This is a genomic window from Nonomuraea sp. NPDC049141 (assembly GCF_040648415.1).
Taxonomy (GTDB): Bacteria; Actinomycetota; Actinomycetes; order Streptosporangiales; family Streptosporangiaceae; genus Nonomuraea.
This window is the reverse complement of the sequence record NZ_JBEZDR010000003.1, coordinates 75,147-100,317: the sequence shown is the minus strand read 5'-3', so window position 1 is coordinate 100,317 and position 25,171 is coordinate 75,147. Positions and strand designations below refer to the sequence as shown.

The 25,171-nt window shown below is 69.5% G+C and carries 23 protein-coding genes; 10 read left to right on the top strand and 13 right to left on the bottom strand.

Going from position 1 to position 25,171, the window contains the following annotated elements; translation table 11 throughout:
- Window positions 1-6 precede the first annotated feature (6 nt).
- The 3 genes from AB0B91_RS09110 to dnaG form a co-directional block, all read right to left on the bottom strand.
- Window positions 7-363 (bottom strand): DUF1932 domain-containing protein, encoded by a 357-nt coding sequence (locus AB0B91_RS09110; RefSeq protein WP_358317716.1) that lies wholly within the window; start codon window positions 361-363, stop codon window positions 7-9.
- A gap of 21 nt (window positions 364-384) precedes the next feature.
- Entirely contained in the window at window positions 385-1,488 is a 1,104-nt protein-coding gene (gene rpoD / locus AB0B91_RS09105; RefSeq protein ID WP_214638280.1) for an RNA polymerase sigma factor RpoD, read from the bottom strand.
- Between the two features lie 417 nt (window positions 1,489-1,905).
- Entirely contained in the window at window positions 1,906-3,747 is a 1,842-nt protein-coding gene (gene dnaG / locus AB0B91_RS09100; protein ID WP_358317714.1) for a DNA primase, read from the bottom strand.
- Between the two features lie 194 nt (window positions 3,748-3,941).
- Here dnaG and AB0B91_RS09095 point away from each other — a divergent pair, with 194 nt between their 5' ends.
- Window positions 3,942-4,811, top strand: coding sequence for a M23 family metallopeptidase (locus tag AB0B91_RS09095; protein WP_358317712.1), 870 nt, complete (start codon window positions 3,942-3,944; stop codon window positions 4,809-4,811).
- Here AB0B91_RS09095 and AB0B91_RS09090 read toward each other — a convergent pair.
- Window positions 4,795-5,955, bottom strand: a complete 1,161-nt coding sequence (locus tag AB0B91_RS09090) for an FAD-dependent oxidoreductase (RefSeq protein ID WP_358317710.1) — start codon at window positions 5,953-5,955, stop codon at window positions 4,795-4,797. The genes AB0B91_RS09095 and AB0B91_RS09090 overlap by 17 nt on opposite strands.
- Window positions 5,956-5,980: 25 nt before the next feature.
- A complete protein-coding gene (locus AB0B91_RS09085; protein ID WP_358317708.1) occupies window positions 5,981-7,201 on the bottom strand; it encodes a deoxyguanosinetriphosphate triphosphohydrolase in 1,221 nt (406 codons plus the stop codon).
- A gap of 81 nt (window positions 7,202-7,282) precedes the next feature.
- Here AB0B91_RS09085 and AB0B91_RS09080 point away from each other — a divergent pair, with 81 nt between their 5' ends.
- Window positions 7,283-8,782, top strand: coding sequence for a M48 family metallopeptidase (locus AB0B91_RS09080; RefSeq protein ID WP_358317706.1), 1,500 nt, complete (start codon window positions 7,283-7,285; stop codon window positions 8,780-8,782).
- A 24-nt stretch (window positions 8,783-8,806) separates the two neighbouring features.
- Here the strand turns inward: AB0B91_RS09080 and ppdK are convergent, their stop codons facing one another.
- The gene (gene ppdK / locus AB0B91_RS09075; protein ID WP_358317704.1) at window positions 8,807-11,440 is read right to left on the bottom strand and encodes a pyruvate, phosphate dikinase; all 2,634 of its coding nucleotides are present in this window, start codon (window positions 11,438-11,440) and stop codon (window positions 8,807-8,809) included.
- A 224-nt stretch (window positions 11,441-11,664) separates the two neighbouring features.
- On the opposite strand from ppdK, the gene AB0B91_RS09070 reads away from it, so the two are divergent.
- Window positions 11,665-12,990, top strand: coding sequence for a cytochrome bc complex cytochrome b subunit (locus tag AB0B91_RS09070; RefSeq protein WP_358317702.1), 1,326 nt, complete (start codon window positions 11,665-11,667; stop codon window positions 12,988-12,990).
- A 93-nt stretch (window positions 12,991-13,083) separates the two neighbouring features.
- Window positions 13,084-14,046 (top strand): dienelactone hydrolase family protein, encoded by a 963-nt coding sequence (locus tag AB0B91_RS09065; RefSeq protein ID WP_358317700.1) that lies wholly within the window; start codon window positions 13,084-13,086, stop codon window positions 14,044-14,046.
- 181 nt (window positions 14,047-14,227) lie between these two features.
- On the opposite strand, the gene AB0B91_RS09060 is transcribed toward AB0B91_RS09065, so the two are convergent.
- Together AB0B91_RS09060 and AB0B91_RS09055 are read right to left on the bottom strand one after the other, a co-directional pair.
- Window positions 14,228-15,613: a glycine--tRNA ligase gene (locus tag AB0B91_RS09060; RefSeq protein ID WP_358317698.1), complete on the bottom strand. Its 1,386-nt coding sequence runs from the start codon at window positions 15,611-15,613 to the stop codon at window positions 14,228-14,230.
- Window positions 15,614-15,707: 94 nt separating this feature from the next.
- Window positions 15,708-15,995: an antibiotic biosynthesis monooxygenase family protein gene (locus AB0B91_RS09055; protein ID WP_214638288.1), complete on the bottom strand. Its 288-nt coding sequence runs from the start codon at window positions 15,993-15,995 to the stop codon at window positions 15,708-15,710.
- Between the two features lie 98 nt (window positions 15,996-16,093).
- Here AB0B91_RS09055 and AB0B91_RS09050 point away from each other — a divergent pair, with 98 nt between their 5' ends.
- Genes AB0B91_RS09050 through AB0B91_RS09030 form a run of 5 tightly spaced genes read left to right on the top strand, consistent with a single transcriptional unit; the run spans window position 16,094 to window position 19,429 of the window.
- A complete protein-coding gene (locus AB0B91_RS09050) occupies window positions 16,094-16,456 on the top strand; it encodes a DUF6703 family protein (protein ID WP_358317696.1) in 363 nt (120 codons plus the stop codon).
- A 48-nt stretch (window positions 16,457-16,504) separates the two neighbouring features.
- Window positions 16,505-17,395 carry a metal ABC transporter substrate-binding protein gene (locus tag AB0B91_RS09045; protein ID WP_358318331.1) on the top strand — a complete coding sequence of 297 codons (891 nt, stop codon included), beginning with the start codon at window positions 16,505-16,507 and terminating at the stop codon, window positions 17,393-17,395.
- Window positions 17,392-18,168, top strand: a complete 777-nt coding sequence (locus AB0B91_RS09040) for a metal ABC transporter ATP-binding protein (protein ID WP_358317694.1) — start codon at window positions 17,392-17,394, stop codon at window positions 18,166-18,168. Before AB0B91_RS09045 ends, AB0B91_RS09040 begins: the two co-directional genes overlap by 4 nt.
- Complete coding sequence (locus AB0B91_RS09035; protein WP_358317692.1) at window positions 18,165-19,040, top strand: metal ABC transporter permease; 876 nt, start codon at window positions 18,165-18,167, stop codon at window positions 19,038-19,040. Before AB0B91_RS09040 ends, AB0B91_RS09035 begins: the two co-directional genes overlap by 4 nt.
- On the top strand, window positions 19,040-19,429 hold the full coding sequence (locus AB0B91_RS09030; RefSeq protein WP_358318330.1) for a transcriptional repressor: 390 nt from the start codon (window positions 19,040-19,042) through the stop codon (window positions 19,427-19,429). Before AB0B91_RS09035 ends, AB0B91_RS09030 begins: the two co-directional genes overlap by 1 nt.
- Here AB0B91_RS09030 and AB0B91_RS09025 read toward each other — a convergent pair.
- Window positions 19,369-20,265, bottom strand: coding sequence for a DMT family transporter (locus AB0B91_RS09025; RefSeq protein WP_358317690.1), 897 nt, complete (start codon window positions 20,263-20,265; stop codon window positions 19,369-19,371). The two genes, AB0B91_RS09030 and AB0B91_RS09025, sit on opposite strands and share 61 nt — an antisense overlap.
- 92 nt (window positions 20,266-20,357) lie before the next feature.
- Here AB0B91_RS09025 and AB0B91_RS09020 point away from each other — a divergent pair, with 92 nt between their 5' ends.
- On the top strand, window positions 20,358-20,909 hold the full coding sequence (locus AB0B91_RS09020) for a CGNR zinc finger domain-containing protein (RefSeq protein ID WP_358317688.1): 552 nt from the start codon (window positions 20,358-20,360) through the stop codon (window positions 20,907-20,909).
- Window positions 20,910-20,963: 54 nt separating this feature from the next.
- Here AB0B91_RS09020 and AB0B91_RS09015 read toward each other — a convergent pair whose 3' ends face one another.
- The 4 genes from AB0B91_RS09015 to AB0B91_RS09000 all read right to left on the bottom strand — a co-directional run bounded on the left by AB0B91_RS09015 (window position 20,964) and on the right by AB0B91_RS09000 (window position 25,159).
- Window positions 20,964-21,431 (bottom strand): hypothetical protein, encoded by a 468-nt coding sequence (locus AB0B91_RS09015; RefSeq protein ID WP_358317686.1) that lies wholly within the window; start codon window positions 21,429-21,431, stop codon window positions 20,964-20,966.
- A gap of 11 nt (window positions 21,432-21,442) precedes the next feature.
- The gene (locus tag AB0B91_RS09010; protein ID WP_358317684.1) at window positions 21,443-23,233 is read right to left on the bottom strand and encodes an ABC transporter ATP-binding protein; all 1,791 of its coding nucleotides are present in this window, start codon (window positions 23,231-23,233) and stop codon (window positions 21,443-21,445) included.
- Complete coding sequence (locus AB0B91_RS09005) at window positions 23,230-24,750, bottom strand: ABC transporter ATP-binding protein (RefSeq protein ID WP_358317682.1); 1,521 nt, start codon at window positions 24,748-24,750, stop codon at window positions 23,230-23,232. Before AB0B91_RS09005 ends, AB0B91_RS09010 begins: the two co-directional genes overlap by 4 nt.
- Before the next feature lie 178 nt (window positions 24,751-24,928).
- Entirely contained in the window at window positions 24,929-25,159 is a 231-nt protein-coding gene (locus tag AB0B91_RS09000) for a hypothetical protein (protein WP_358317680.1), read from the bottom strand.
- Window positions 25,160-25,171 lie beyond the last annotated feature (12 nt).

Below are 25,171 nucleotides of genomic sequence, written 5' to 3'. Positions count from 1 at the left end.
GAACGTTCAGCCCCCCTGCGTGGCGAACCGGCGCAGGGCCTGCTCGGTGGCGCGGGTCATCTCGGCCGGCACGCCGAGGTCAGCGAGGTAGGCGCCTGTGTCGTGCATCTCGTGCGCTCGCCGTACGGCATGCTTCCGGGTGCCGGTCAGGAACCGCTCGATGACCGCCTCGCCGTCACCGGCGAGTTGCCTGGCGACCTCGGCCCGGGTGACGCCCTCGGGCGTCGGGGTGTTCCCGGGGTCGTATCCGACAACCTCGTGCCCGGACGCGGCGAGCGCGGCGGCGGCGCGGCGCAGCCGGCTCGCGCCCCACCACGAATGAGCCAGAACCAGAGCTGGTGACCTACCGGATCGGCAGGTCACCAGCTCGAACGGTTGAACATCTCAATCCAGATAGTCCCGCAGCATCTGCGCCCTGGTCGGGTGGCGGAGCTTGGCCAGCGTCTTCGACTCGATCTGCCGGATGCGCTCCCTGGTGACGCCGAACTCCCTGCCCACCTCCTCCAGCGTGCGCGGATGCCCGTCGGCCAGGCCGAAGCGGAGCTGGATGATGCGCTGCTCGCGGTCCGACAGCGTCGCCAGGATGTCGTCGAGCTGGTCCTGCAGCATGATGAAGGCCGCCGCCTCCATGGGCACGACCGCGTCGGCGTCCTCGATGAAGTCGCCGAGGTCGGAGTCTTCCTCACCGATCGGCGACTGCAGTGACACCGGCTCCTGGGCGATGCGCTGGATCTCCACCACACGATCGACCGGGAGATCCATCTCCTTGGCGATCTCCTCGGGCGCGGGCTCACGGCCCAGGTCCTGGTGGAGCTGCCGCTGCACTCTGACGAGCTTGTTGATCGTCTCCACCATGTGCACCGGAATGCGAATGGTGCGCGCCTGGTCGGCTATCGCCCGCGTGATCGCCTGCCGGATCCACCACGTGGCATAAGTGGAGAACTTGTATCCCTTGGTGTAGTCGAACTTCTCGACCGCGCGGATGAGCCCGAGGTTGCCTTCCTGGATGAGGTCCAGGAAGAGCATTCCACGACCCACATAACGTTTGGCGATCGAGACGACGAGCCTGAGATTCGCCTCGATGAGGCGTTGTTTCGCCCGGGTTCCCTGCCAGACGAGCTCCCTGAACTCAGGGAAGGCCAGCCGCGATACGCCACTGGCCAGCTTGTCCTCGGCGAACAGACCGGCTTCGATCGACTTGGCGAGCTCCACCTCCTCTTCGGCTGTGAGCAGAGGCACCCGGCCGATCTCCCGCAGGTAGATACGGACAAGATCGCTGGTCGGGGCCCGCTTGCCTACGTCTTCCTCGTCGGCGCGGGTGGTCTCTTCCTCTCCCTGGGGTTCGAGAACCTCCACGCCGTTCTCCGCGAGCATCCGCACGACGCGTTCCAACGCGTCGGACGGGAGCTCTGAGCGGTCAAGCGCGGCTGCGACGTCATCGACGGTTACGCTTCCGCGCTCCCTTCCCTTCGCGACGAGGTCCGCCACTTGATCTACGGATGGCGGTCCACTTGGCAGTACCGATGCACCCACGGGACACAGTCTGCAGTATTGGTTCCGTAAAATGGCAGACCCATTTTTGTAACCGAAGGTAAGGCCGTGACCCTTACCAAAACGAGATCACTTAAAGGTTTGGCGGGACTTTGATCAGGAAAGTAAAGTCAATTACGCGGTCGAGTAAGACGCGTCCGGCCCGGGGTTGTCGCCGGTCGCATGGCGCAGCCTGCCCGGATGCCGCTTAACTCCGAGGTCCGGCGGGGCTCGTGAAGGATTCCGCCACCGTCATCTGGATTCAACAAGTTCCCGACATCTTCTGCTCGGCAGCTCTTGAACAAGCCGTTACGGAGCCCCATTCGCGGCCGGCACCGTGGGCAAGGCGGATGCTCACATCCCCGCCGAAAACCCTCAGCTGCCCGCGGCCCGGTCCCGGAGGACCCTGCGCTGCTGCTCCAGCGCCACCAATTCGCCGAACAGCCGGTTGTAGTCCTGCTGCTCCTCCACCGGGTTGAGCCGCTGGATGCGCGACTTGACCTGAGCGATCGCCCGGTCGACCGCGATGGCCTCGATCGCCGCCAGCATGGCCGCCCCGTAGCGCTCCTCGGTGTGCGAGTCGGCCCGGATCGCCTCGACCGCGAACCGGGTCACCAGCGCCCGCGTCACGTCGTCATGACACTGCTCCAGGAGCCGGTCGACCCACTCCCGGCCGCCGTGGCCGGCCGACGCGGCGCCACCCGCCGCGGTGATCACCTGGTGCACGAGGACGTGGTCGGGCGCGGTGAACGCCCGCGGGTCGAGCGCGTCGAAGCGGGGGCCGAGCAGCGCGGGCCGTTGGATGGCCAGCTTGAGCAACTCGCCCTCGACCCGCACGTTGGGATCGACGGGCGCGGACTTCGGCGCCCGCTGCGGGCGGCCCTGCTGGGCCCCGCCGACCTCGGCGATGCGCTGCATGACGAACCGCTCGTCCATGAAGCCGAGCCACCGGTCGAGGTCGATCGCGTAGCGCTTGCGCAGGCCGACGTCCTTGATCCCGGCCACGATCGGCGCCGCCGCGTCGAGCGCGGCGATCTTGCCCTCGTTGCTGCGCAGGTCGTAACGGCTGATCGTGCTGCGGATGGCGAACTGGAACAGCGGCTCACGGCTGGCGATCAGGTCGCGCACGGCCGCATCGCCCTGCTTGACGCGCAGGTCGCACGGGTCGAGCCCGTCGGGCTGCACGGCCACGTAGGTCTGGGTGACGAACTTCTGCTCGTCGGCGAACGCCCGCAGCGCCGCCTTCTGCCCGGCCGCGTCGCCGTCGAAGGTGAAGATCACCTCGCCGCGGAACTCCGCCTGGTCGAGCAGGAAGCGCCGCAGGATCTTGATGTGCTCCTCACCGAACGACGTGCCGCAGGTGGCGACCGCCGTCGGCACCCCCGCCAGGTGGCAGGCCATGACGTCGGTGTAGCCCTCGACGATCACCGCCTGGGACCGCTTGGAGATCTCCCGCTTGGCCAGGTCGATGCCGTAGAGCACCTGGCTCTTCTTGTAGAGCGGGGAATCAGGGGTGTTGAGATATTTCGGCCCGTCATCGGAGTCGAGCAGCTTGCGCGCCCCGAACCCGATCACGTCGCCCGTAGCATCACGGATCGGCCAGATCAGCCGCCCGCGGAACCGGTCGATCGGCCCGCGCCGCCCCTCCTTGGCCAGCCCGCCCTTGACGATCTCCTCGGCGGTGAAGCCCCGCCCCATGAGATGCCGGGCCAGCGCCTCCCACTCGTTGGGCGCGTAACCCACGCCGAACATCTCGGCGTCGGCCCGCTCGAACCCCCGCTCCGACAGGAACCGCCGCCCGGGCGCGGCGTCCGGGCCGAGCAGCTTGTCGACGTAGAACTCGGCGGCGGCCTTGTGCGCCTCGATCAGCCGGGCCCGCTCGCCGAGGTCGCGCCGCGGCATGTAGCCGCCCTGCTCGTACTGCAGCTGGATGCCGGCCCGCTGCGCCAGCCGCTCGACCGCCTCGCCGAACGTCAGGTGCTCGATCTTCTCGACGAACGTGATGACGTCGCCGCCCTCGCTGCAGCCGAAGCAGAAGTACATGCCGCGCTCGGGCGTCACGTTGAAGGACGGGCTCTTCTCATCGTGGAACGGGCACAACCCCTTGAGGTTGCCGCCCCCCGCGTTGCGCAACTGGATGTGCTCGCCGATCACATCGGCGATGGGTGATCGCTCACGAACGAGCGCGATGTCGACGTCACGGATCCGGCCAGCCACGCCGGTGAGTCTATTCCCGCGCTACGACAACCGGCCCCACCCGGGCTCATGACTGCCCTCCGTAAGGTAACGGTGACCTGGTGATAAGGGGATGTCACCGTCGAGTCGCGAAAGGGGGAAATATGTCGGTAGCACGTCCCCGGTCGGCTACAAAGGTAAATGTTTGCGGTGGAACATCGACACGGGTGGAGATCATGCGAGCGGGGCATCTCGGACGATGGGCGGCTTTAGCGGGCGCCGCGCTTCTGGCGAGCGCGTGCTCGCCGGCCACCGGTGTGGCGGGCGTCAGCGCGCAGTCATCGGCCGCGGCCACGGCGAGCGCCAGCCCGTCCGTCACCGGCACCATCCCGTCGGGCGACGCCCAGTCGGCCGACACGCCGCCCCAGGGCGAGGATCCGACCAAGATCCCGCCGCCGAAGGTGTCGAAGTACACCTACTCCTTCCCCGTCCAGGGCTGCAAGACGACCTACGAGCGCAAGCTCCTCGTACTCCCGAAGACGACGATCTGGGCGGCCAAGGGATGCGCCTTCGTGTCGCCCGTCGACGGCGTGGTCGACGAGGTCAACACCCTGAACAGGTGGTCGTCCGCCACCGACGTGGGCGCCGCCCGTGAGGGCCGCTACGTCACGATCATCGGCGAGGACGGCGTCCGCTACCTCGGCGGCCATCTCGACACCGTGGCCGACGGCCTCAAGCCGGGCGTGAAGGTGAAGGTCGGGCAGACGCTCGGCCGGGTCGGCAACTCCGGTAACGCCGGCATCACCGCCCCGAACCTGTACTTCGCGATCTCCTGGAAGACCGGCCCCGCCTACTGGTGGGTGCGCCGGGGCATGGTGAACCCCTGGACCTACCTCGAAGCCTGGGAGTCCGGCAACAAGACGCTGTCGCCGAAGGAGGAGACGCTGAAGCTGCGCGGCCGGGTGGGCGAGACGCCGCCCTGCTCGGTCCAGTGCGCGTCGAAGCAGCAGGCGCCGGAACCCACCACCACCACCAAGAAGAAAAAGAAGAAGAAGACCGGCGCCAAGCCGTCTCAGACCCCGATCATCATCACCGATCCGGCGTGAGCTCCTTCGGGTCCACGGTCACACCGGAGCGGATGAGCTGCTTGATCTCGTCGATGACGTCCCAGACGTTGACGTTCATGCCGGCGACGACCTTGCCCTCGCGCAGCCAGAAGGCGACGAACTCCTGGTCGGGGACCGAGCCCCGGTAGACGACCTCGTCGTAGCCCTGGATGTCGCCGGTGAACTCCATGCCCAGGTCGTACTGGTCGGTGTAGAAGTACGGCAGGCGGTCGTAGGTGACGTCCTGGCCCAGCATGGACCGGGCCGCCACGGGGCCGCCGTTGAGCGCGTTGGCCCAGTGTTCGACCCGGATGCGCCGGCCGTACAGCGGATGGAACGCCTCGGCGACATCGCCCGCGGCGAACACGTCGGGATGCGAGGTACGCAGGGCGGCGTCCGTCAGGATGCCGCTGCCGACGTCCAGTCCGGCGTCGCGGGCCAGGCCGACCTCGGGCGCCGCGCCGATGCCGACGACCACCAGGTCGGCGGCCAGGCGCTCGCCGGAGCTGAGCCGCACGCCGGTCTCGGTGATCTCCGCGGCGCCGGTACCGGTGCGCAGGTCGACGCCGTTGCGCCGGTGCAGCCGGGCGAAGACCTCGCCGAGTTCGGGTCCGAGCGGCCGATACAGCGGCGTGGGGTCGGGTTCGACGATCGTGACCTCGCACCCGGCCTTGCGGGCGGCCGCGGCGGTCTCCAGGCCGATCCAGCCCGCGCCGACGACGATCACCCGCTCGGCGTCGGCGAAGCGGGCCTTGAGCGCCTCGCTGTCCCCGACCGTGCGCAGGTAGAGGGCGGGGCCGGGCAGCCGCCTCGGCGTCGCCCCCGTCGCGATCAGCAGCTTGTCATACGGCTGGCGCGAGCCGTCGGCGAACCTGACCGCGTGCTCGTCGAGGTCGACACGCGTGACCCGCAGGCCGGTCCGGAGATCCACGTCATTGTCGGCGTACCAGTCGGCGCCGTGGACGAAGATCTTCTCCCGCTCGCTCTTGCCCAGCAGGTATTCCTTCGACAGGGGCGGTCGTTCGTAAGGGCGTTCGGACTCCGCGCCGATCAGGACGATCTGGTCGCCTGAGCCTTCTTCGCGCAACGTCTGCGCCGCCTTGGCCCCCGCCAGGCCCGCGCCGACGATCACATATGTAGCCATGGGCGCAGTATCCGCCCGCCGGGGGTCATCCGGAAAGACGCTTGTGCCAGGCGACGGCCGACGTGTCGGTGAGGGAGGCGATCTGGTCGATGACCACCCGGACGCGAGCGGCGTCGTTGGGCGCGCCGAGGTAGGAGGGTCTGAAGGCGGGCTCCAGGGTGGCGGGCGCGCCGAGTGTGATCAGGGAGGCCAGCTCGGAGATGAGTTCGCGCTGCCTGGCCTGGTTGGCGTGGTGGTCCTCGGTGGTCATCACGTAGTGGGCGGTGATGCCCTTGAGCAGCGCGCACTCCAGCCGCGTGGCCGACGGCACGACGAGCTCCGCGCGGTGCCGCGAGGCGTAGGCGTCCTTGGTGGCGGTCTCGGCGGAGCGGCAGAAGCGGCCGATGAGGCCGCTCGTCAGCGCCTTGAGCCCGGCCAGGTCGGCGAAGGTGGCCTCGAAGCGGCGCGGCCAGAGCGGGGTGGCGAGCAACCCGGCGAAGACGGCTTCGAGCTCGGCCAGGTCGGCGCCGGGCGCGTACCAGGTGCGGGCGGTCTCGCAGACCTGGCGGCGCTCGCCGGCCGACAGCAGCGCCTCGGGCGTGACGTGGCCGGAGTGCAGCGCGTCCTCCAGGTCGTGGACGGAGTAGGCGACGTCGTCGGCCCAGTCCATGATCTGCGCCTCGAAGCTGACCCGGCCTTCGGGCGCGCCGTCCCTGATCCACTCGAAGACCGGCAGGTCGTCGTCGTAGACCCCGAACTTCGGTGACCTGTCGCAGGTCCACGGGTATTTGATGGACGCGTCGAGCGCGGCCCTGGTCAGGTTGAGCCCGGCGCTGCCGCCGTCCTCGGTGAGGACCTTGGCCTCCAGCCGGGTGAGCAGGCGCAGGCTCTGCGCGTTGCCCTCGAAGCCGCCGCACGAGGTGGACAGCTGGTTGAGCGCCACCTCGCCGTTGTGGCCGAACGGCGGATGGCCCAGGTCGTGCGCCAGGCAGGCCGTCTCCACCAGGTCGGGGTCGACGCCGAGCGTCGCGCCCATCTCCCTGCCGACCTGGGCGCATTCGAGCGAGTGGGTGAGCCGGGTGCGCGGGATGTGCTGGCCGCCGCCGAGGGTCTCGCCGGGCCCCACCACCTGCGTCTTGGCGGCCAGTCTGCGGAGCGCGGAGCTGTGGAGGACTCGGGCGCGGTCGCGCTCGAACGCGCTCCGCTCCGGGTTGCCGGGAGGTTCCGGCACCCAGCGTGCCTGGTCGTGCTCGTCGTAGCGGGCCATAAGAGCTGTGATTTTATCCAGTTTCCGGTCTCCGCTAGTGTCAACCCTCGCGAGAACCCCCTTCCCCGGGAGCCCTCCTCCATGACCACTGCGTTCCGGGCGGTGCTGGCCTTCGGCCTGCTCGCCGGTTTTTACGTGCTCGTCGGCCTCATCCTGGCGGCGGCCGTCTTCTTCGACGTGCTGCTGCTGGTGGACTTCCATGTCAACGCGCTCAAGCTCGCGGTCCCCCTGACCCTGGCGGCGGGCGCGCTCGTCCGCGCCCTGATCATGGTCAGCCGCCGCAAGGACGGCGAGCAGCCGGGCGTGCTGGTCACCCGCGAGCACGAGCCCGCCCTCTGGCAGGTGGTCGAAGACCTGTCCCAGCGCGTCCGTACGGCGCCACCCGACGAGATCCGCCTGGTGCCCGAGGTCAACGCGGCCGTGTCGGAGGACACCCGCTTCCTCGGCATGAAGGCCACCAGGCGGCGCATGTACATCGGGCTGCCGCTGCTGCAGACCCTCACGGTCGACGAGATGCGCGCGGTGCTCGGCCACGAGCTGGGCCACTACAGCGGCGCCCACACCCGCCTGGGCGCGCCGGTCTACCGGGGCCGGGTGTCGCTGATCGCGACTGTTCAGGGGCTCGGCAACCACCCGTTCATCCAGCGCCTGTTCGCGTACTACGCCAAGCTCTACCTGCTCGTCTCCCAGGGCGTGTCGCGCAGGCAGGAGCTGGAGGCCGACCGGTTCGCGGTGGGCATCGGCGGGCGCCAGGCGATGTCGGAGGCGCTGCGCAAGATCCACGGCACGGCGGCCGCCTGGGACATCTACGCCGCCGGCTACCTGTCGATGACCGGCGTGGGCGGCAACCGGCCCGCGGCCGTGTTCGGCGGGTTCCACGCGCTGATGAGCGACCCGGCCAGGCAGGCCGAGGTGGCCAAGCTCGGCGAGCAGCCGGAGGAGACCTCCCTCTACGACTCGCACCCGAGCCTGAGCGAGCGGCTGGCCGCCATCGAGCTGCTGCCCGAGCCGGAGCACGTGCCCGACCCCCGCTCGGCCCTCACCATGCTGCGTGACGCGAACGTGGCGGTGCAGGCGGTAGAGCAGTCGATGTGGACACCGGAGGCGCTCACGGGACTGCGGCCGGTGTCGTGGGAGGAGCTGATCTCCCAGGGCATGTACGCCGCCCGCAACGCCGAAGCGCTGAACGACCTGGCGCTGGCCGGTCAGCGGGTGCTGGGCGCCGCCCGGCCGTACCTCGACGCGGCCTTCGAGGCGATCGCCAGGGACCGGCGCCCCGAGCTGGAGGAGAAGCTGCGCGAGCTGGGCTGGAAACCGTCCGAAACGCTGCTGGCCGGGGTGCTCGGGCAGGCACTGGAGGCGGTGCTGATCCAGCACGGCCAGGCCCGGTGGACGCTGTCGTGGGCGGGCCCGGCGCGGCTGCTGTTCGACGACGGCGAGGAGGTGGCGCTGTCGGAGTACGCGGCCCAGGTCGCGGCCAACCCGTCCGCCGTTCCCGGACTCCGGAAGTGGCTGGGCGACCTGGGCATGCGTCACGACTACGTGCCTGCCACGCTGGAACAGGCCGAGGCGGCCGTCTAGCGGGCGTTCCTCAGCGGGTGTTCCTCACCGGGTGTCCGAGTCGCACTCCGCCAGGGCCGCGCGGCCGGCCTCCAGGCGGGCGACCGGGATGCGGAACGGCGAGCAGGAGACGTAGTCGAGCCCGGCCTCGTGGCAGAAGTGCACCGAGTCGGGGTCGCCGCCGTGCTCGCCGCAGATGCCGAGCTTGAGGTCCGGGCGCGCCTTGCGGCCCTCCTCGACCGCGATCCTGACCAGCCGGCCGACGCCGTCACGGTCGAGGGTCTCGAACGGGGAGACGCCGAAGATGCCCAGCTCCAGGTAGCGCGAGAAGAACGCCGCCTCGACGTCGTCGCGGGAGAAGCCCCAGGTCATCTGGGTCAGGTCGTTGGTGCCGAAGGAGAAGAACTGCGCGGCCTCGGCGACCTGCCCTGCGGTGAGCGCCGCCCTGGGCGTCTCGATCATGGTGCCGACCAGGGCGTCGACACCGAGGTCCGCGAGGATCCCGGCGGCCTCCTCACGGACGGCCTCCAGCTCCTGTACGGCGGCGACGAGCGGGATCATGATCTCCGGCTTGGCTCCCGGCACGTCCTTGGCCGCCTGGGCGATGGCGCGTACCTGCATGGCGAACAGGCCGGGAATGACCAGCCCGAGCCGTACACCGCGCAGGCCGAGCATGGGATTCTCCTCGTGCAGCCGCTTGACGGCGGCCAGCAGGTCGCGCTGCTTGTCCGAGGTCTCGCCGGTCGCCGCCTTGACCGACAGGTCCACGATGTCGGGCAGGAACTCGTGCAGGGGCGGATCGATGAGCCGCACGGTCACCGGCTGACCGCCCATAGCCCGAAATATCTCGACGAAGTCCGCCTTCTGGAGCGGCTCCAGCGCGTCCAGAGCCGCCTGGCGCTCCGCGTCGCCGGACGCCAGCACCAGGTCCTCGACGAGCTGCCGGCGCTCGCCCAGGAACATGTGCTCGGTACGGCACAGCCCGATCCCCTCGCCGCCGAAGCGGCGCGCCCTGGCCGCGTCCTCGGCGGTGTCGGCGTTGGCCCGCACGCCCAGCCGGCGCACCTCGTCGGCCCGCCGCATGATCCGGTCCACGGCCCGGACCAGGTCGTCGTCGGGTTCCCGGCCCTCGAAGTACTCGACCACGGCCGAGTCCACCACGGGCACCTCGCCGAGGAAGACCTCGCCGGTGGTGCCGTCGATGGAGATGACGTCGCCCTCGTTGACCACGACGTCGCCCGGCGCGGTGAACCTGCGCTCGGCGACCGACACCTCCAGCTCCTCGGCGCCGCAGACGCAGGTCTTGCCCATGCCGCGGGCGACCACGGCGGCGTGTGAGGTCTTGCCGCCGCGGCTGGTCAGGATGCCGCGCGCGGCGATCATCCCGGACAGGTCGTCCGGGTTGGTCTCGCGGCGCACCAGGATGACGTCCTCACCCTTGTCGGCCAGCTCGACGGCGCGCTCGGAGGAGAACACGACCTTGCCGACGGCGGCTCCCGGCGAGGCGTTCATGCCCTTGGCGATCTTCTTCTTCTCGGTGCCCGAGTCGAAGCGCGGGAACATCAGCTGGACCAACTGGTCGCCCGTCACCCGCGTGACGGCCTCGTCGAGCGTGATGAGGCCCTGGTCGACGAGCTGGGTGGCGATGCAGAACGCGGCGCCGGCGGTGCGCTTGCCGACTCTGGTCTGCAGCATCCAGAGCTTGCCGCGCTCGATCGTGAACTCGATGTCGCACAGGTCGCGGTAGTGGTTCTCCAGCGTCTCCATGATCCGCAGGAGCTCGTCGTAGGAGCTCTTGTCGAGGCGTTCCAGCTCCTGGAGCGGGATCGTGTTGCGGATGCCGGCGACGACGTCCTCGCCCTGGGCGTTCTGCAGGTAGTCGCCGTAGATGCCCTGCTGGCCGGAGCCGGGGTCGCGGGTGAAGGCGACGCCGGTGCCCGAGTCGTTGCCGACGTTGCCGAAGACCATGGCCACGATGTTGACCGCGGTGCCGAGGTCGGCGGGGATGCGTTCCTGGCGGCGGTAGAGGATGGCGCGCGGGGCGTTCCACGAGTCGAACACGGCCATGACGGCCAGCCGCATCTGCTCGCGCGGGTCGGCGGGGAAGTCCTTGCCGGTCTGGTCGCGCACGATGCCCTTGAACGTCTCGACCAGGCCCTGCAGCTCGGCCGCGTCGAGGTCGGTGTCCTGCCGGTCGCCCTTCAGCGTCTCGAGCGCGTGCTCGAACAGCTCGCCGTCGATGCCGAGCACGGTCTTGCCGAACATCTGGATGAGCCTGCGGTAGGAGTCCCAGGCGAAGCGGTCGTTGCCGCCGGCCTGCTTGGCCAGGCCGTGGACGGACTCGTCGTTCAGCCCGATGTTGAGGACCGTCTCCATCATCCCGGGCATCGAGAACTTGGCGCCGGAGCGGACGCTGACGAGCAGCGGGTCGTCGGCCTGGCCGAGCGCCTTGCCCATCCGCTTCTCCATCGCGCCCAAGTGCTCGGACACCTCCCGCTCCAGGCCGTCGGGGACCGCGCCCTCGGCCAGGTAGTGGCGGCACGCCTCGGAGGTGATCGTGAACCCGGGAGGAACGGGCAGTCCGAGATTGGTCATTTCGGCAAGGTTTGCTCCCTTGCCTCCGAGAAGATCCTTGAGATCCTTGTTGCCCTCGGTGAAGTCGTAAACGTACTTGGCCACCACAGCTCCAATCAACGCCTCTGCTCCGGACTCTACCGGCGATAATCATGATGAAACTGCACTCACCCGTTAAGTCAACGTTTCACCTGGTGAAGGGCACATAACCGGTCTAATCCAATTAATATTCTGTTTAGCCAGGAATTGGTTTATACCAATTGGTTTATACCAATTCCTGGAAAGATCCGGATGATACAATCGGATCACCGTCTAGCAGGAGGCGCCCGATGGCCACTCCTACCAAGCCACAGCGTCGCGCCCGCGCGGTCGCCGGATCGGCCAAGGCCGCGCAGGGCTTCGCGAACTTCCTGGACGAGCGCCTCGGCCTGGCCCACTGGCTCCGCCCGAATCTCCGCAAGCTCTTCCCGAGCCACTGGTCGTTCCTGCTCGGCGAGTTCGCCCTGTACTCGTTCGTCCTGCTCGTCCTGACGGGCACCTTCCTGACCCTGTTCTACAAACCCAACCCCGATGTGGCCTTCACCTCGGTGCGCGAGATCAGCCTGGACGTCAGGGGCGGCCTGCTGGTGCGCCAGATGCACCACTGGGCGGCGACGATCTTCGTGCTGTCGATCGTGGCCCACCTGTTCCGCGTCTTCTTCACCGCCGCCTTCCGCAAGCCGCGCGAGCTGAGCTGGATGACCGGGGTGGTGCTGTTCGGGCTGGCGCTGTTCGAGTCGTTCCTGGGCGTCTCGCTGCCCGCCGACCAACTCGCCATGACCGGCCTGCGGGAGGCGCAGGGCCTGCTGCTGTCGATCCCGCTCGTCGGCGGCTACCTGTCGGCGTTCGTCTTCGACGGCGGCTTCCCCGGCCAGGTCATCCCGCGCATCTTCGTGACGCACGTACTGCTGGTGCCGGGCATCCTGCTGGCGCTCATACCGCTGCACGGGATCGTCCTGACCTGGCGGCAGAAGCACACCGATCACCGCACCCCGACGTCGGACGAGACGCGGGTCACGGGCGGCCCGTTCTTCCCGTACTTCATCGTCAAGAACGGCGCCACCACCATGTTCACGATGGCCGTCGTGGCACTGCTGGCCACCTTCGTCCAGGTCAACCCGGTGTGGGAGCACGGGCCGTACCAGCCCGGCGGCTGGCCACCGTCGGCCCAGCCGTTCTGGTATTACGGCGTTCTGGAAGGCGCGCTACGCCTGACGCCGCCCTGGGAGATCACGATCGGCGGCTTCGTCCTGCAGGTCGGACTCTGGATCCCGATGCTGGTCCTGACGGCCTTCTTCACGGTCCTGTTCCTCTACCCGTTCCTGGAACGCCGCTTCACCAAGGATCGCCGCGTGCACAACCTGCTGGACCGCCCCTCGCACGCCCCCGTCCGCACCGCCCTCGGCGCGGCGGTGATCACCTTCTTCACGGTGCTGTGGGCCGGGACATGGGTCTCGGAGACCCCGCCGGACCCGAACGCGCCGACGCCCCTCCTCACCGCACCGCACGAGACCTACACCTGGATCGTGTACGGCCTGCGCATCGCGATCTTCGTCCTGCCCCCGATCGTGTACGCCATCACGCTGGCCGCGTGCAGGAGCCGCACCCGCCGCTGAATCCACACGCCATCACCTGGCTGTGTGCAGGGGTCGCGCCCGCCGCTCAATCTTTTGCCCGGCCTTTCGCTGGAGAGGGGTACATCTCCCGACATGACGCCCATCCAGCGCTACCTCGCGGAAGAGGTGGCCATCGACCACGCGGACGGCCTCATCCCACGTCGCGAAGCGCTGCGCCGACTGGGCCTCCTCGGCATCGCCCTGCCCGCCGCCAGCGCCCTGCTCACCGCCTGCGGCGCGCCACCGGAGCCGGCTCGCGGCACGTCAGCGACCTCATCCGGAGCCGCTCCGGCGGCCTCATCCGGCGCCCCGGCGGCATCGTCCGATCCTGCCGGCACACCAGCCACATCCGCCTCCCCGGCCGGCCCATCGCCCCTGCCCACGCGGCCCATCACCTTTCCCGGCCCCGAGGGGACGACGCTGCAGGGCGCCTGGGCCGCCGCCGCGGACCCGAAGGGCGCCGTCCTGGTCATCCACGAGAACCGCGGCCTCACCGACCACATCCGCTCGGTGGCCGGCCGGCTCGCCGCCAGCGGCTACTCGGCCCTGGCGATCGACCTGCTGTCACGTGAGGGCGGCACCGCCTCGTTCGCCGACTCCGCGCAGGCCACCGCCAAGCTGGGCGAGATCCCGCCCGAACGCTTCGTCGCCGACATGAAGGCGGGCCTGGGAGAGCTGACCAATCGCGCAAACGGCGCGAAGCTGGGCGTGATCGGCTTCTGCTTCGGCGGCGGCATGACCTGGCTCCTGCTGTCGTCGGCCGAACCCCGCCTGGCCGCCGCCGCACCCTTCTACGGCCCGCTCCCCGACCACGCCGACTTCACGGGCACCAAGGCCGCCGTCCTGGCCATCTACGCGGAGCAGGACAACCGCGTCAACGCCAGCAGGGACGCCGCCAAGGCCGCCCTGGAAAAGGCCGGCCTCCCCCACGAGATCGTGACCTTCCCGGGCGTGAACCATGCCTTCTTCAACGACACGGGCCCGCGCTACAACGCCAAGGCCGCCGCGCAGGCGTACCAACGGGTCCTGGACTGGTTCGGAAACCACCTGTCCTGACCTGGTAGACGCCCTCCGGCATAACGACATCGACCCCGCCCACGGTCCCGAAAGACCACGAACGGGGTCAAGAATGCGCACGTCACGGCGCCCAGCCAGGTAAACCGCAGGAGCGTGCCCCTGGAGGGAGGCCAGCCCCGCACGGAGGGTGGGGCTGGCCCATGCTGGCCGTAAAAGAAAATCAGTCGTTAAGGTGCTGGCGGAGGTAAGAGTCGACCGCGTCGAGGGAGATGCGCTCCTGGGCCATCGAGTCGCGCTCGCGGATCGTGACCGCCTGGTCATCGAGGGTGTCGAAGTCGACCGTGATGCAGAACGGCGTGCCGATCTCGTCCTGGCGCCGGTAGCGCCGGCCGATCGCGCCCGCGTCGTCGAACTCGACGTTCCACCGCCGGCGCAGCTGCGCGGCCAGGTCGCGGGCCTTCGGCGACAGGTCGGCGTTGCGGGACAGCGGCAGCACCGCGGCCTTGACCGGGGCGAGCCGGTGGTCGAGCCGCATGACCGTGCGCTTCTCCATGACGCCCTTGGCGTTGGGCGCCTCGTCCTCGGTGTAGGCGTCGAGCAGGAACGTCAGCGTGGCCCGGTCGACACCCGCCGCCGGCTCGATGACGTAGGGCACGTAGCGCTCGCCCGTGTCCTGCTCGAAGAAGCTCAGGTCGACGCCCGACGCCTTGGAGTGGGCGGTCAGGTCGAAGTCGGTGCGGTTGGCGATGCCTTCGAGCTCACCCCACTCGCCGCCCGCGAAGTTGAAGCGGTATTCGACGTCGACCGTGCGCTTGGAGTAGTGGGACAGCTTCTCCTTGGGGTGCTCGTAGAGCCGGAGATTGTCCTTGTTGATGCCCAGATCGGAGTACCAGCGGAAGCGCTCGTCGATCCAGTACTGGTGCCATTCCTCGTCGCTGCCCGGCTTGACGAAGAACTCCATCTCCATCTGCTCGAACTCGCGGGTGCGGAAGATGAAGTTGCCCGGCGTGATCTCGTTGCGGAAGGACTTGCCGACCTGGCCGATGCCGAACGGGATCTTCTTGCGCGCCGACTGCTGCACGTTGAGGTAGTTGATGAAGATGCCCTGCGCGGTCTCCGGGCGCAGGTAGGCCAGGCCGGACTCGTCCTCGACCGGGCCGAGGTAGGTCTTGAGCAGGCCGCTGAACTGCTTCGGGTCGGTGAAGGCGCCCTTGTTGCCGCAGTTGGGGCAGGTGATGTCGGCCAGGCCGTTCTCGGGCGCCTTGCCGTTCTTCTCCTCGTACGCCTCAAGGAGATGGTCGGCGCGGTAGCGCTTGTGGCACGACTGGCACTCGGTCAGCGGGTCGGTGAAGGTCTCCACGTGGCCGCTGGCCTGCCAGACCTCGCGGGCCAGGATGACGCAGGAGTCGAGGCCCACCACGTCGTCGCGCGACTGGACCATCGAAAGCCACCACTGCCGCTTGACGTTGTTCTTCAGCTCGACGCCCAGGGGACCGTAGTCCCACGATGCGCGCAGTCCGCCGTAGATCTCGCTCGACGGGTAAACGAGCCCGCGGCGTTTGGCGAGGCTGACGATCGTGTCCATGACGTCTGTGCGTCGTGCCATTTTGGTTGCGTCTCTTTCCGGCTGGAGGTCGGCGAGGGAATTGGATGAGCTCCCAGCTTAGGGGACGCCCGGGAGCCCTCGCGCGCGAGTATTTCTACTCGCCGTCTTGTAGGTAAACGTCCTCGAACGCACTCGGTTCGTTGACCATGAGGATCATCAGGGGATACATCGCCATCCGCGCCGCGGACAGGGCTCTGCGGTAGAAACCGGCGCCCTCCCACTCACTGACCAGCGCCCACAGATTGGGCTCGTCGACCGAGCGGGCCAACCGGCCGCGCAGGAATCCGGGCTGGTCGGCCAGTGTCTGGAGGATGACATGGCCTTGCTTGACGAAGTCTTGGGACTGGGACTCTGGGACGGTGTAACGGATTACGGCGAGCACGCACACCAGGATGTCAGACGATTACGCACCGCTGGGCAATTCCAGCCCCTGGCCTGCTCACACCCACCGGCCGATTCCGGCGGCGCTAGGCTCGGCGCGTGGCCTCCAAAGACAACCGCCGCAAGAATCCCCGGCGACCGCTCCCCGCCGGCGAGCAGTTCTTCACGCCCGGCGCGACCGGCCTGCGCAAGTCCGTCGAGGAGCGCAGCGCGACCCCGCTGGCGTTCCTGTATACGCAGGTGCCCAAGTGGGCGGCGCCCGCCGCGCTGGTGGTGCTCCTGCTGGCCGGGTTCGCCGTGAACAACTGGCTGGGCGGCGTGGCGGTGCTGCCGGTGCTGGCGTTCGTGGGCTGGCTGGCGTACCTGTCCTGGCCGTCGCTGAGCGTCGGCGGGCGGTTGCTGCGGGTCGTGATGCTGGCCTTCCTCCTGGTCCTTGCGGCCGACCGGTTCGGAGTGTTTTAGCCATAGATTTTGACAATCATTTTCATTTTCCCCATAATCGGTGGCGTGATGTCCCGAACGCCCCGAATCAGTGCTGCAATCCTCGCGACCACCCTGATGACCGCCGCCTGCTCCGGCTCCGGCGCCGCGGACACGGCCAAGGACGGCAAGCCCGCCGTGATCGCCGCCTTCTACCCGCTCCAGTGGCTCACCGAGCAGGTCGGCGGCTCCGACGTGAACGTGTCCGTGCTGACCGCCCCCGGTGTCGAACCGCACGACCTGGAGCTCGGCGCGCACCAGGTGGCCCAGCTTGAGGACGCGGCGCTGACCGTCTACATCAAGGGCGTCCAGCCGGCCGTGGACGACGCGGTCGCCCAGGACACGAGCTTCGACGTCGCCACCGCCGTCAAGACCCTCCCCGCGAGCGAGCACGAGGAAGGCCACGACATCGCGTACGACCCGCACCTCTGGCTGGACCCGTCCCGCCTGGCCACCGTCGCCGCCAAGCTCGGCGAGCGGCTGGCCGCCATCGACCCCGCGCACGCCCAGGGCTACCGGGACCGCGCGGTCAAGACGGCGGGCGCGCTGGGGACACTCGACCAGGAGTACGCCAAGGGCCTGACCACCTGCGCGACCAAGACGCTGGTCACCAGCCACCAGGCGTTCGGTTACCTGGCCGACCGCTATCACCTCAAGCAGATCGGCATCACCCTCGACCCGGAGACCGAGCCCTCCCCCGCCCGCATCGCCGAGGTCGCCAAGCTGGCCAAGGACGAGAAGGCGACCACGATCTTCACCGAATCCCTGGTCAGCCCCAAGGTCGCCGAGGTGCTCGCCAAGGAGATCGGCGCGAAGACGGCGGTGCTCGACCCGCTGGAGAGCAAGCCGCAGGGCGACTACCTGTCGGCCATGCGCGCCAACCTGAAGACCCTGCAGAGCGCATTGGGGTGCCCGGCATGAGCGACAGCGCCTTCTCCATGACCGGCGGCCGGGTGAGCCTGGACCGGCGGGACATCCTGCGCGGCATCGACCTCACGGTCTGCCCCGGCGAGGTCGTCGCCGTCATGGGCGCCAACGGCTCCGGCAAGTCCACGCTGGTCCGCACCCTGCTGGGCCTCACCCCGCTCTCGGGCGGCCAGACCCTGGTGTACGGCACGCCGCCCGCGAAGTTCCGCGAGTGGTGGCGCATCGGCTACGTGCCGCAGCGCCTGGCCGTCGGCGGCGGGGTGCCCGCCACGGTCCGCGAGGTCGTGACCTCCGGCCGCATCGCCAGGCAGAGCCGGCTGCGCCGTACCAGCCCCGAGGACAAGGCGGCGGCGGCGAGCGCGCTGGAGGCCGTCGGGCTGTCCGACCGGGCGGGCGACCCGGTGCAGTCGCTGTCCGGCGGCCAGCAGCAGCGGGTGCTGATCGCCCGCGCGCTGGCGGGCGAGCCCGACACGTACGTGATGGACGAACCCACCGCCGGCGTCGACGCGGACACCCAGCAGTTGCTCGCCGACACGCTGGCCACGCTGGTGCTGAACGGCAAGACCATCGTGCTCGTCGCCCACGAGCTCGGCCCGCTCGAGCCGCTCATCACCCGCGGCGTGGTGATCCGCGAGGGCCGGATCGCGCACGACGGAAGGCCGCCGCGGCCCGAGGGCGACTGCGCGCGGCCGGGACACGAACACGTACACCCGCACGCCGCCGAGGCGGCCGCGGGACCCCTTTCCGGATGGCAGGGAGAGTCATGATCGAGCTGTTGGACAAGCAGTTCTTCCAGCTCGCGCTGATCGCGGCCCTGCTGGTGGGGCTCTGCGCACCCGCTGTCGGCACGTTCATCGTCCAGCGCAGGCTCGCCCTGCTCGGCGACGGCATCGGGCACGTGGCGCTGACCGGCGTCGCGCTGGGCTTCCTGACCGGCACCGCGCCCGTGCTCACGGCCGTGGCCGTGTCGGTCATCGGCGCCGTGGCCATCGAGCTGGTCCGGGCGCGCGGGCGTACCAGCGGCGACGTGGCTCTGGCGCTGCTGTTCTACGGCGGCATCGCGGGCGGCGTCATGCTCATGGGCATCGCGCCGGGTGGCAGCAACGCCAAGCTGAACTCGTACCTGTTCGGCGCCATCGCCAGCGTCACCACCCAGGACATCTGGATCATCGGCGCGCTGGCCGTCGCGGTGATCGCGGTGGTCGTGATCTTCGGCAGGGAGCTGTTCGTGCTCTGCCAGGACGAGGAGATGGCCCGCGCCAGTGGCCTGCCGGTGCGCTTCCTCAGCCTGCTGATCGCCGTCACGGCCGCGCTGACCGTGGTCATCGCCATGCGCGTGGTCGGGTTGCTGCTGGTCAGCGCGCTGATGGTGATCCCGGTGGCGACCAGTCAGCAGCTCACCAGAGGGTTCCGCTCGACGATGGGGCTGGCCATGCTGTTCGGCGTCGTCGCGGCGGTGGGCGGGCTGCTCAGCTCGACGCTGTCCGCCAGGGTGCCGCCGGGCGCCGCGATCGTTCTTCTTGCCCTCTGCGGCTTCGTCCTGGCGCTCGGTGTCGGTAAGTTCGTACGGCGAGGCCGACCCCGGGAGTCCACAGTGAGCGAGCCATCCAGCATGCGCGTCGAGGAGGTCACACGATGATGTCCACAAGACGTGACGCCGTGCACGACACGCTCCGCCAGAGCGATGGTTTCCGCAGCGCGCAGGACGTCTACGCCGAGATGCGCGCCCACGGCGCCAAGATCGGCCTGACCACGGTCTACCGGGCGCTCCAGGCGCTGGCCGACGGCGGCCTCGTCGACGTGCTGCGCACCGACGACGGCGAGTCCGTCTACCGCGCGTGCGCCAGCGGCGACCACCATCACCACCTGGTGTGCCGCCGCTGCGGCCGGACGGTCGAGGTGGCCGGTCCCGCCGTCGAACGCTGGGCGGAGACGGTCGGCTCCGAGCACGGCTTCACCGAGATCACTCACACGGTCGAGGTGTTCGGCACCTGCTCGGCCTGTTCGGCCTCGGTACGGGCGGGCTGAGCACGACGCGAGCCGTACAGCACTCCCAGCACGATCACCGCGCACCCGGCGAGCTGGAACGGCGACGGGTGCTCACCGAGCAGCACGGCCGACAGCGCGACCGTCGTCATGGGCTGGATGAGCAGGAGCAGCGCGGTGAGCGCGGCGGGCTGCCTGGGCAGCGAGAACGAGATCAGCGTCCAGCCGATCACCTGCGGCCCGAGCGCGAGCAGCAGCAGCCAGCCGTGCGCCGGCCAGCTCGGCACGAAGTCGGCGCCCCCGAACACCGGGCTCAGCGCGGCCATCGCGAGCGTGGCCACGACGGTGGCGTGCGCCAACGGCCCGACCGTACGCCCCGAGCCACCCTTCAACACCAGCAGGAACGCCGCGTACGAGATCGAGGTGGCCACCCCCGTCACCACTCCGAGCACCGGGTTCGCCCCATATGCGGCGCTGTCGAAGACCCCCGAGATCAGCACCACTCCGGCGAACACCACCGGGGTGGCCCGCATCAGCCGGTTCGACGGCCGCTCGCGGAAGAGCGCCCACGCCGCGAAGGCCACGATGAAGACCTGTAGGTTCCCCAGCACGGTCGCCAGCCCAGCGCCCACGTACTTGATAGCTTGGTGCCAGAACAGCAGGTCGAACGCGAACAGCACGCCCGCCAGCCACGCCAGGTTGCGGCTGCGGGCAGGCAGGGGGCCCAGCTTCCGCCGTTCGAACCAGGCCAGCACCAGCATCGGCGGCAGCGCGTACGCGCAGCGGAAGAACGCCGAGGTGGCCGGCGAGACCCCCGACAACCGCACCAGGGGCGCGGAGGTGGAGATGATCAGCGCACCCGCTATCGCGATCAGCACGATACGGCGATGTGCACCCACAGAAACCCCTGACACCCTTGGAGAGAGATACGCTGCGACCACGCTAGAACCGGTACTCGACAGGAGTCAACATGCCGTTTGGCCATGACATGGTGTATTCGCTGGCCACGGTCGTAGAGCTGGTCAACACCTCCCCGTCGACCGGCGGCGACACCGACGGCCTGGCCGAGCTGGCCGACCTGCACGAATTCGTCGAGTCGCGCCAGGTCAGCGGCATCGGCGCCCTCACGGCCCGCGACCTCGGGCAGGTGCGGCTGCTGCGGGAGGCGTTCCACCGCGTCTTCACCGCCCCGGACCAGCCGACCGCCGTACGCCTCCTCAACGGGCTCCTGTCGAAGACGCGCATCACGCCCCGGCTGACGGAGCACGATGGGCATCCGCTGCACATGCACTACTTCGCACCGGACGCGACCCTTTCCGAGCATCTGGCGGCGGACTGCGGGGTGGCACTGGCGCATCTGGTGGTGGACGGGGAGTGGGAGCGGCTACGGACCTGTTCGGCGCCTGACTGCGACCGGGTGTTCGTGGACGAGTCACGCAATCGGTCTCGGGTCTATTGCGACAGCCGTACTTGCGGGAATCGCATGCATGTGGCCGCCTATCGGGCTCGGCGGCGGGCCTGACAAGTTCGAGCCAACATGTGGGTGGTTCGGCTGAAACTCCACACGTTGGAGCAGTTATTCGGTCTGGGATGAGCGTGCGGTGTGGTTGCGCCATGCGGTCCTAAGGGCTTCAAGTTCGAGCCGAGGGAACGGCTCTCCCCACTTTCCGTGGTATCCGCTTTCGTCATAGCGTCGCACGACGTCGTCGAAACAGCGGATGACGGCTCGGGCCAGGGTGTCGACCGTTTGCCAGCTCGACCAGATCTCGGTGCCGGCGTTGTCATGACGGCGGCCATCGGGCAATTGAAGCAGCCGCACCCAGACGTCGTCGCCGCCTCGATAGAAGATCCAGCGGAAGGCTGTCGGTTCGGCTTCGAACTGAGCCCGCGTCTGCTCTTCCCCGAGCACCAGCCGGGCTGTCGCGGTCAGAAGTTCCTCAGGAGCCGCGGTGATATAGGACGCGGTGACCTCCGCCTCGGCCTGGTCGTCGGCAACGGTGCAATCGGCCCACCCCGACCCCGCCAGCGTCCAGCGCAATGACATCTGTGTCATGGTCATCCCTGTTCTGGTTGCGCGCCGACGCTCCGCGAGCCGTGCCACGATCTCCACAGCGCCTCGTACACCCCGCCCGCCGCGACCAGCTCGTCGTGGGCTCCGACCTCCACCACCCGGCCGTTGTCCATGACCACCACCCGGTCGGCGTCGCGGGCCGTGTGCAGGCGGTGGGCGATCGCGATGACGGTCCGCCCCTCCAGGACGGCGGCGAGCGAGCGTTCGGCGCGCCTGGCCGTACGGGGGTCGAGCATGGCGGTGGCCTCGTCGAGGATGACGGTGTGCGGGTCGGCCAGGATGACCCTGGCCAGGGCGAGCTGCTGGACCCGGTCCGGGCCGAGGGTGGCGCCGGACGACTGGGATCCCAGCTCGTCGTCGAGCGAGGCGATCCAGTCGGCGCCGACCGCCGCCAGCGCCTTGCCCAGGCGGTCGTCGCCGGCCGTCGGATCTGCCAGCAGCAGGTTGTCGCGGACGGTGCCGAGGAACAGGTGCTGTTCCTGGGTGACCAGGACGACGTGCTCGCGGAGTTGGGCTGGGGAGAGGTCGGCGACGGGCACCGAGCCGACGGTGACCGTGCCCAGGCGGGGGTGGTCGATGCCGGCCAGCAGCTTGCCCAGGGTGGACTTGCCGGCTCCCGAGGGGCCGACGACGGCCAGACGCTCGCCGGGCCGTACGGTCAGATCGACGCCGGTCACCACGTCGTCGCCGCCTTCGTAGGCGAAGTGCACGCCGCGCGCCTCGATGCGGTCGCCCTGCGGCGCCGCGGCGGGCGGCGCACGTCTGGCCGCCAAGGTCGAGGAGGCCGCAGCGGCCACCTCCTCCCGCGCCGGTGTCGCGAGGCCCTCGACCCTGGCGAAGGAGGCACCGCTGCTCTGCAACTGCTCCAGCCAGATCAGGATCGTCTCGATCGGCTGGCCGAGCTGGCGCAGGTAGAGCACGCAGGTGACGACCGCGCCCAGCGTGACCTGGCCTCGGTCCAGGAGCACCCCGCCGAGCAGCAGTACCAGCACGGGCGGCAGGAGCGAGGAGACCTCCACCGAGGGCCAGAGCACGCTGCGCAGGAAGAGGGTCCGCAGCTGGGCGGCCCGGCTGCGCTCGATCACCCGTTCCGCCGCCCGCGTGCGCTTGGCCTGCAGGCCCAGGACCTCGATGGTGCGGGCACCCGCGGCGTTGGCGGCCAGGTGCTCGGCCAGCTCCGAGCGGGCGGCGCCTTCCTCCAGGTAGGCGGGGCGGGCGCGGCGAAGGTACCAGCGGGAGGCGGCCACGATGCCGGCCAGCGCGAGCAGGCCGCAGGCGCCCAGGACCGGGTCGACCAGGAAGACGGCGACGATCAGGAAGAGCGCCTGCAGGCTCGAGACGAGGATCGCGGGGGCGGCGTCGCGCAGGGTGCGGCCGACGACGGCCACGTCGGTGGTTCCGCGGGCGGTCAGGTCGCCGGTGCGGATGTGCTCGACCGTGGCGGCGGGCAGGGCCAGCACGCGGTCCAGGAGTTCGGCGCGGATGTGTTCCTGGACACGCTCGCTGAAGCGAGTGCCGATCTTCTCGGCGTACCTGGACAGAACCAGCTGGGCCAGCGCCGCGCCCACGGCGATCGCGGCGAGCAGGTCGACCGTGCCTCCGGCGCTGATGGAGTCGATGATGCGGCCCAGCAACCACGGGCTGACCAGCGCGGCCGCCGCCGCCAGGCTGTTGAGCAGCAGCGTCGCGGTGAAGCCCGGCACGTCGCTCCTGACCAGGCGCAGGGCGGCTCGCCGTACCTGCCGGCGGTCGGCGATGGGCAGGTCGCGGTTCATGCGAGCACCGACCGGTAAGCGGGGGTGGACTCCATCAGCTCGCGGTGGGTGCCGGAGGCGGCCACCCGCCCGTCCTCGATGAACAGCACCTGGTCGGCCTGGGTGAGCAGCAGCGGCGAGGTGGTGGCCACGACCGTCGTACGGCCGGCGCGTGCCGTACGGAGCCGCCCCGCGAGCAGGGATTCGGTGTGCGCGTCCAGCGCGGAGGTGGGCTCCACGGCCAGCAGCACCTCGGGCTCGGCCAGCAGCGCCCGGGCCAGGCGTACACGCTGACGCTGGCCGCCCGACAGGTTGCGGCCGCCGGGTTCGATCATGGAGTCGAGCCCGTGGCGCAGCCCTGCGAGCACGTCCTGCGCCGCGGCGACGTGCACGGCCCGGTGAATGGCCTCGTCGTCCGCCTCGCCCCGGCCCTGGAGGACCTCGCGCAGCGTGCCCGCGAACAGAGCGGCGTCGTGGTCGGCGATCAAGGAGGTGCCGTCGAACCCGCCCAGCCCTTCGAGCAGCGCCAAGCTCTCCTCGGGCCGGGCGCTGACCAGCCCCACCAGGCTCCCCGGCGCGACCTCCGGCCCGGCGGGCCGGGGCCGCTCCTCGGCGCGCAGCGCGAGGAAGCGGGTGACCTGGCGGGCGGCGACCAGGCCGTGGCTGATCTGGAAGCTACCTTCGATGAAGAAGGAGACCGGCACCACCAGCACGGCGATGTACCCGTACACCCCGACCAGCTCGCCCACCGTGATCGCCCCCTCGGCGGCCAGCCGGGCGCCCAGCCAGATGACGGCGGCCAGGAACAGGGCGGGCAATCCGGCGCCCAGCGCGCCGATCCAGCTCGTCAGCGACGCCACCCGGTAGCCCTGCTCGCGCAGGCTCGCCGAGTCGGCGCGGTACCGCTCGGCGTAGGTGCCCTTGCCGCCGAAGGCGTTGAGCACCCGCAGCCCCTCGATCAGGTCGACCAGGCGGGTGGTCAGCCTGCCCTGGTTCTCGCGGTAGCCGTTCTGCACCTTCATCAGCCGCCCGAGCAGCGGGCCGAGCAGGATCGCCAGCAGCGGCACGCCCAGCAGCACCACCACGGCCAGCACCACGGAGACCTGCAGCAGCAGCGCCGCCACCACGCCGTAGCTGATCACCGCGCCCACGCCGGGGCCGGTCACCGTCAGCGAGGCGGCGATGGTGATGATGTCGCCGATGCCGATCGTCACCACGTCGCCTGTCGAAGCGCGCTTGGGCAGGTGGGCGCCCAGCTTGTTGATCTGCCCGACCAGGGCGCGCACGGTGCGGAAGTAGGCGTCCATCCGGATCTTGGTCATCGTGCGGTGCCGCAACATCGCCAGCCAGGCGTTGACCAGGCCCGCGCCGAGCAGCGCCAGCACCCAGCCGGGCGCCAGGTTGTCGTCGATCGCCCTGGACAGCAGGTACGGCGGGAGCGTCAGGCCCACCATCCAGAGGGTTCCCAGTGTCGCGCCCAGCGCGACCCGGCCCTTCTGCGCCCAGGCCAGCCAGCACAGATACCGAGCCGCCTTCATGGGTGATCACGCTAGAGCATGGCTTTGGCGGCTCTTTACCCGCCTTGGAGCGGCCGTTCGCAGCACTCGGAATGGCTCACTGTTGGTGAAGTAGATCGAAGCAGTAACCCCATGATCACACCCGTGATCATGGGACCACTATCGTTGTTCTACCGAGCGGAGACTTCTGAGCGGACGCTCAGCAGGGGGTCTCGTGGAACTCCGGGTAGGACCCACGCGTGCCCACCCACGTCTCATCTCCGACGCAGTTCTCGTACTTGATCCCCTTCAGCGTGGTGCGGCTCGAGTCGGTGTAGTAGTACGTCTCGCAGTGGTAGTCGATCTGGCAGGCGCGGGCGTGCGCGGGTGAGCTGATAACGGTGAGGGTGCCGAGAGCGAGCAGGACGGCCAGCGATGCGCGGCGAATCATGAAGATCCTTCC

Coding starts and splice junctions, on each gene's coding strand:
- AB0B91_RS09010 (WP_358317684.1), bottom strand. CDS start 23,233: ATGAACCGCGACCTGCCCATCGCCGACCGCCGGCAGGTACGGCGAGCC.
- AB0B91_RS09090 (WP_358317710.1), bottom strand. CDS start 5,955: ATGGCTACATATGTGATCGTCGGCGCGGGCCTGGCGGGGGCCAAGGCG.
- AB0B91_RS09030 (WP_358318330.1), top strand. CDS start 19,040: ATGTCCACAAGACGTGACGCCGTGCACGACACGCTCCGCCAGAGCGAT.
- AB0B91_RS09060 (WP_358317698.1), bottom strand. CDS start 15,613: ATGGCACGACGCACAGACGTCATGGACACGATCGTCAGCCTCGCCAAA.
- AB0B91_RS09070 (WP_358317702.1), top strand. CDS start 11,665: ATGGCCACTCCTACCAAGCCACAGCGTCGCGCCCGCGCGGTCGCCGGA.
- AB0B91_RS09045 (WP_358318331.1), top strand. CDS start 16,505: ATGTCCCGAACGCCCCGAATCAGTGCTGCAATCCTCGCGACCACCCTG.
- AB0B91_RS09005 (WP_358317682.1), bottom strand. CDS start 24,750: ATGAAGGCGGCTCGGTATCTGTGCTGGCTGGCCTGGGCGCAGAAGGGC.
- AB0B91_RS09015 (WP_358317686.1), bottom strand. CDS start 21,431: ATGTCATTGCGCTGGACGCTGGCGGGGTCGGGGTGGGCCGATTGCACC.
- AB0B91_RS09020 (WP_358317688.1), top strand. CDS start 20,358: ATGCCGTTTGGCCATGACATGGTGTATTCGCTGGCCACGGTCGTAGAG.
- AB0B91_RS09065 (WP_358317700.1), top strand. CDS start 13,084: ATGACGCCCATCCAGCGCTACCTCGCGGAAGAGGTGGCCATCGACCAC.
- AB0B91_RS09040 (WP_358317694.1), top strand. CDS start 17,392: ATGAGCGACAGCGCCTTCTCCATGACCGGCGGCCGGGTGAGCCTGGAC.
- AB0B91_RS09085 (WP_358317708.1), bottom strand. CDS start 7,201: ATGGCCCGCTACGACGAGCACGACCAGGCACGCTGGGTGCCGGAACCT.
- AB0B91_RS09035 (WP_358317692.1), top strand. CDS start 18,165: ATGATCGAGCTGTTGGACAAGCAGTTCTTCCAGCTCGCGCTGATCGCG.
- AB0B91_RS09000 (WP_358317680.1), bottom strand. CDS start 25,159: ATGATTCGCCGCGCATCGCTGGCCGTCCTGCTCGCTCTCGGCACCCTC.
- AB0B91_RS09095 (WP_358317712.1), top strand. CDS start 3,942: ATGCGAGCGGGGCATCTCGGACGATGGGCGGCTTTAGCGGGCGCCGCG.
- AB0B91_RS09080 (WP_358317706.1), top strand. CDS start 7,283: ATGACCACTGCGTTCCGGGCGGTGCTGGCCTTCGGCCTGCTCGCCGGT.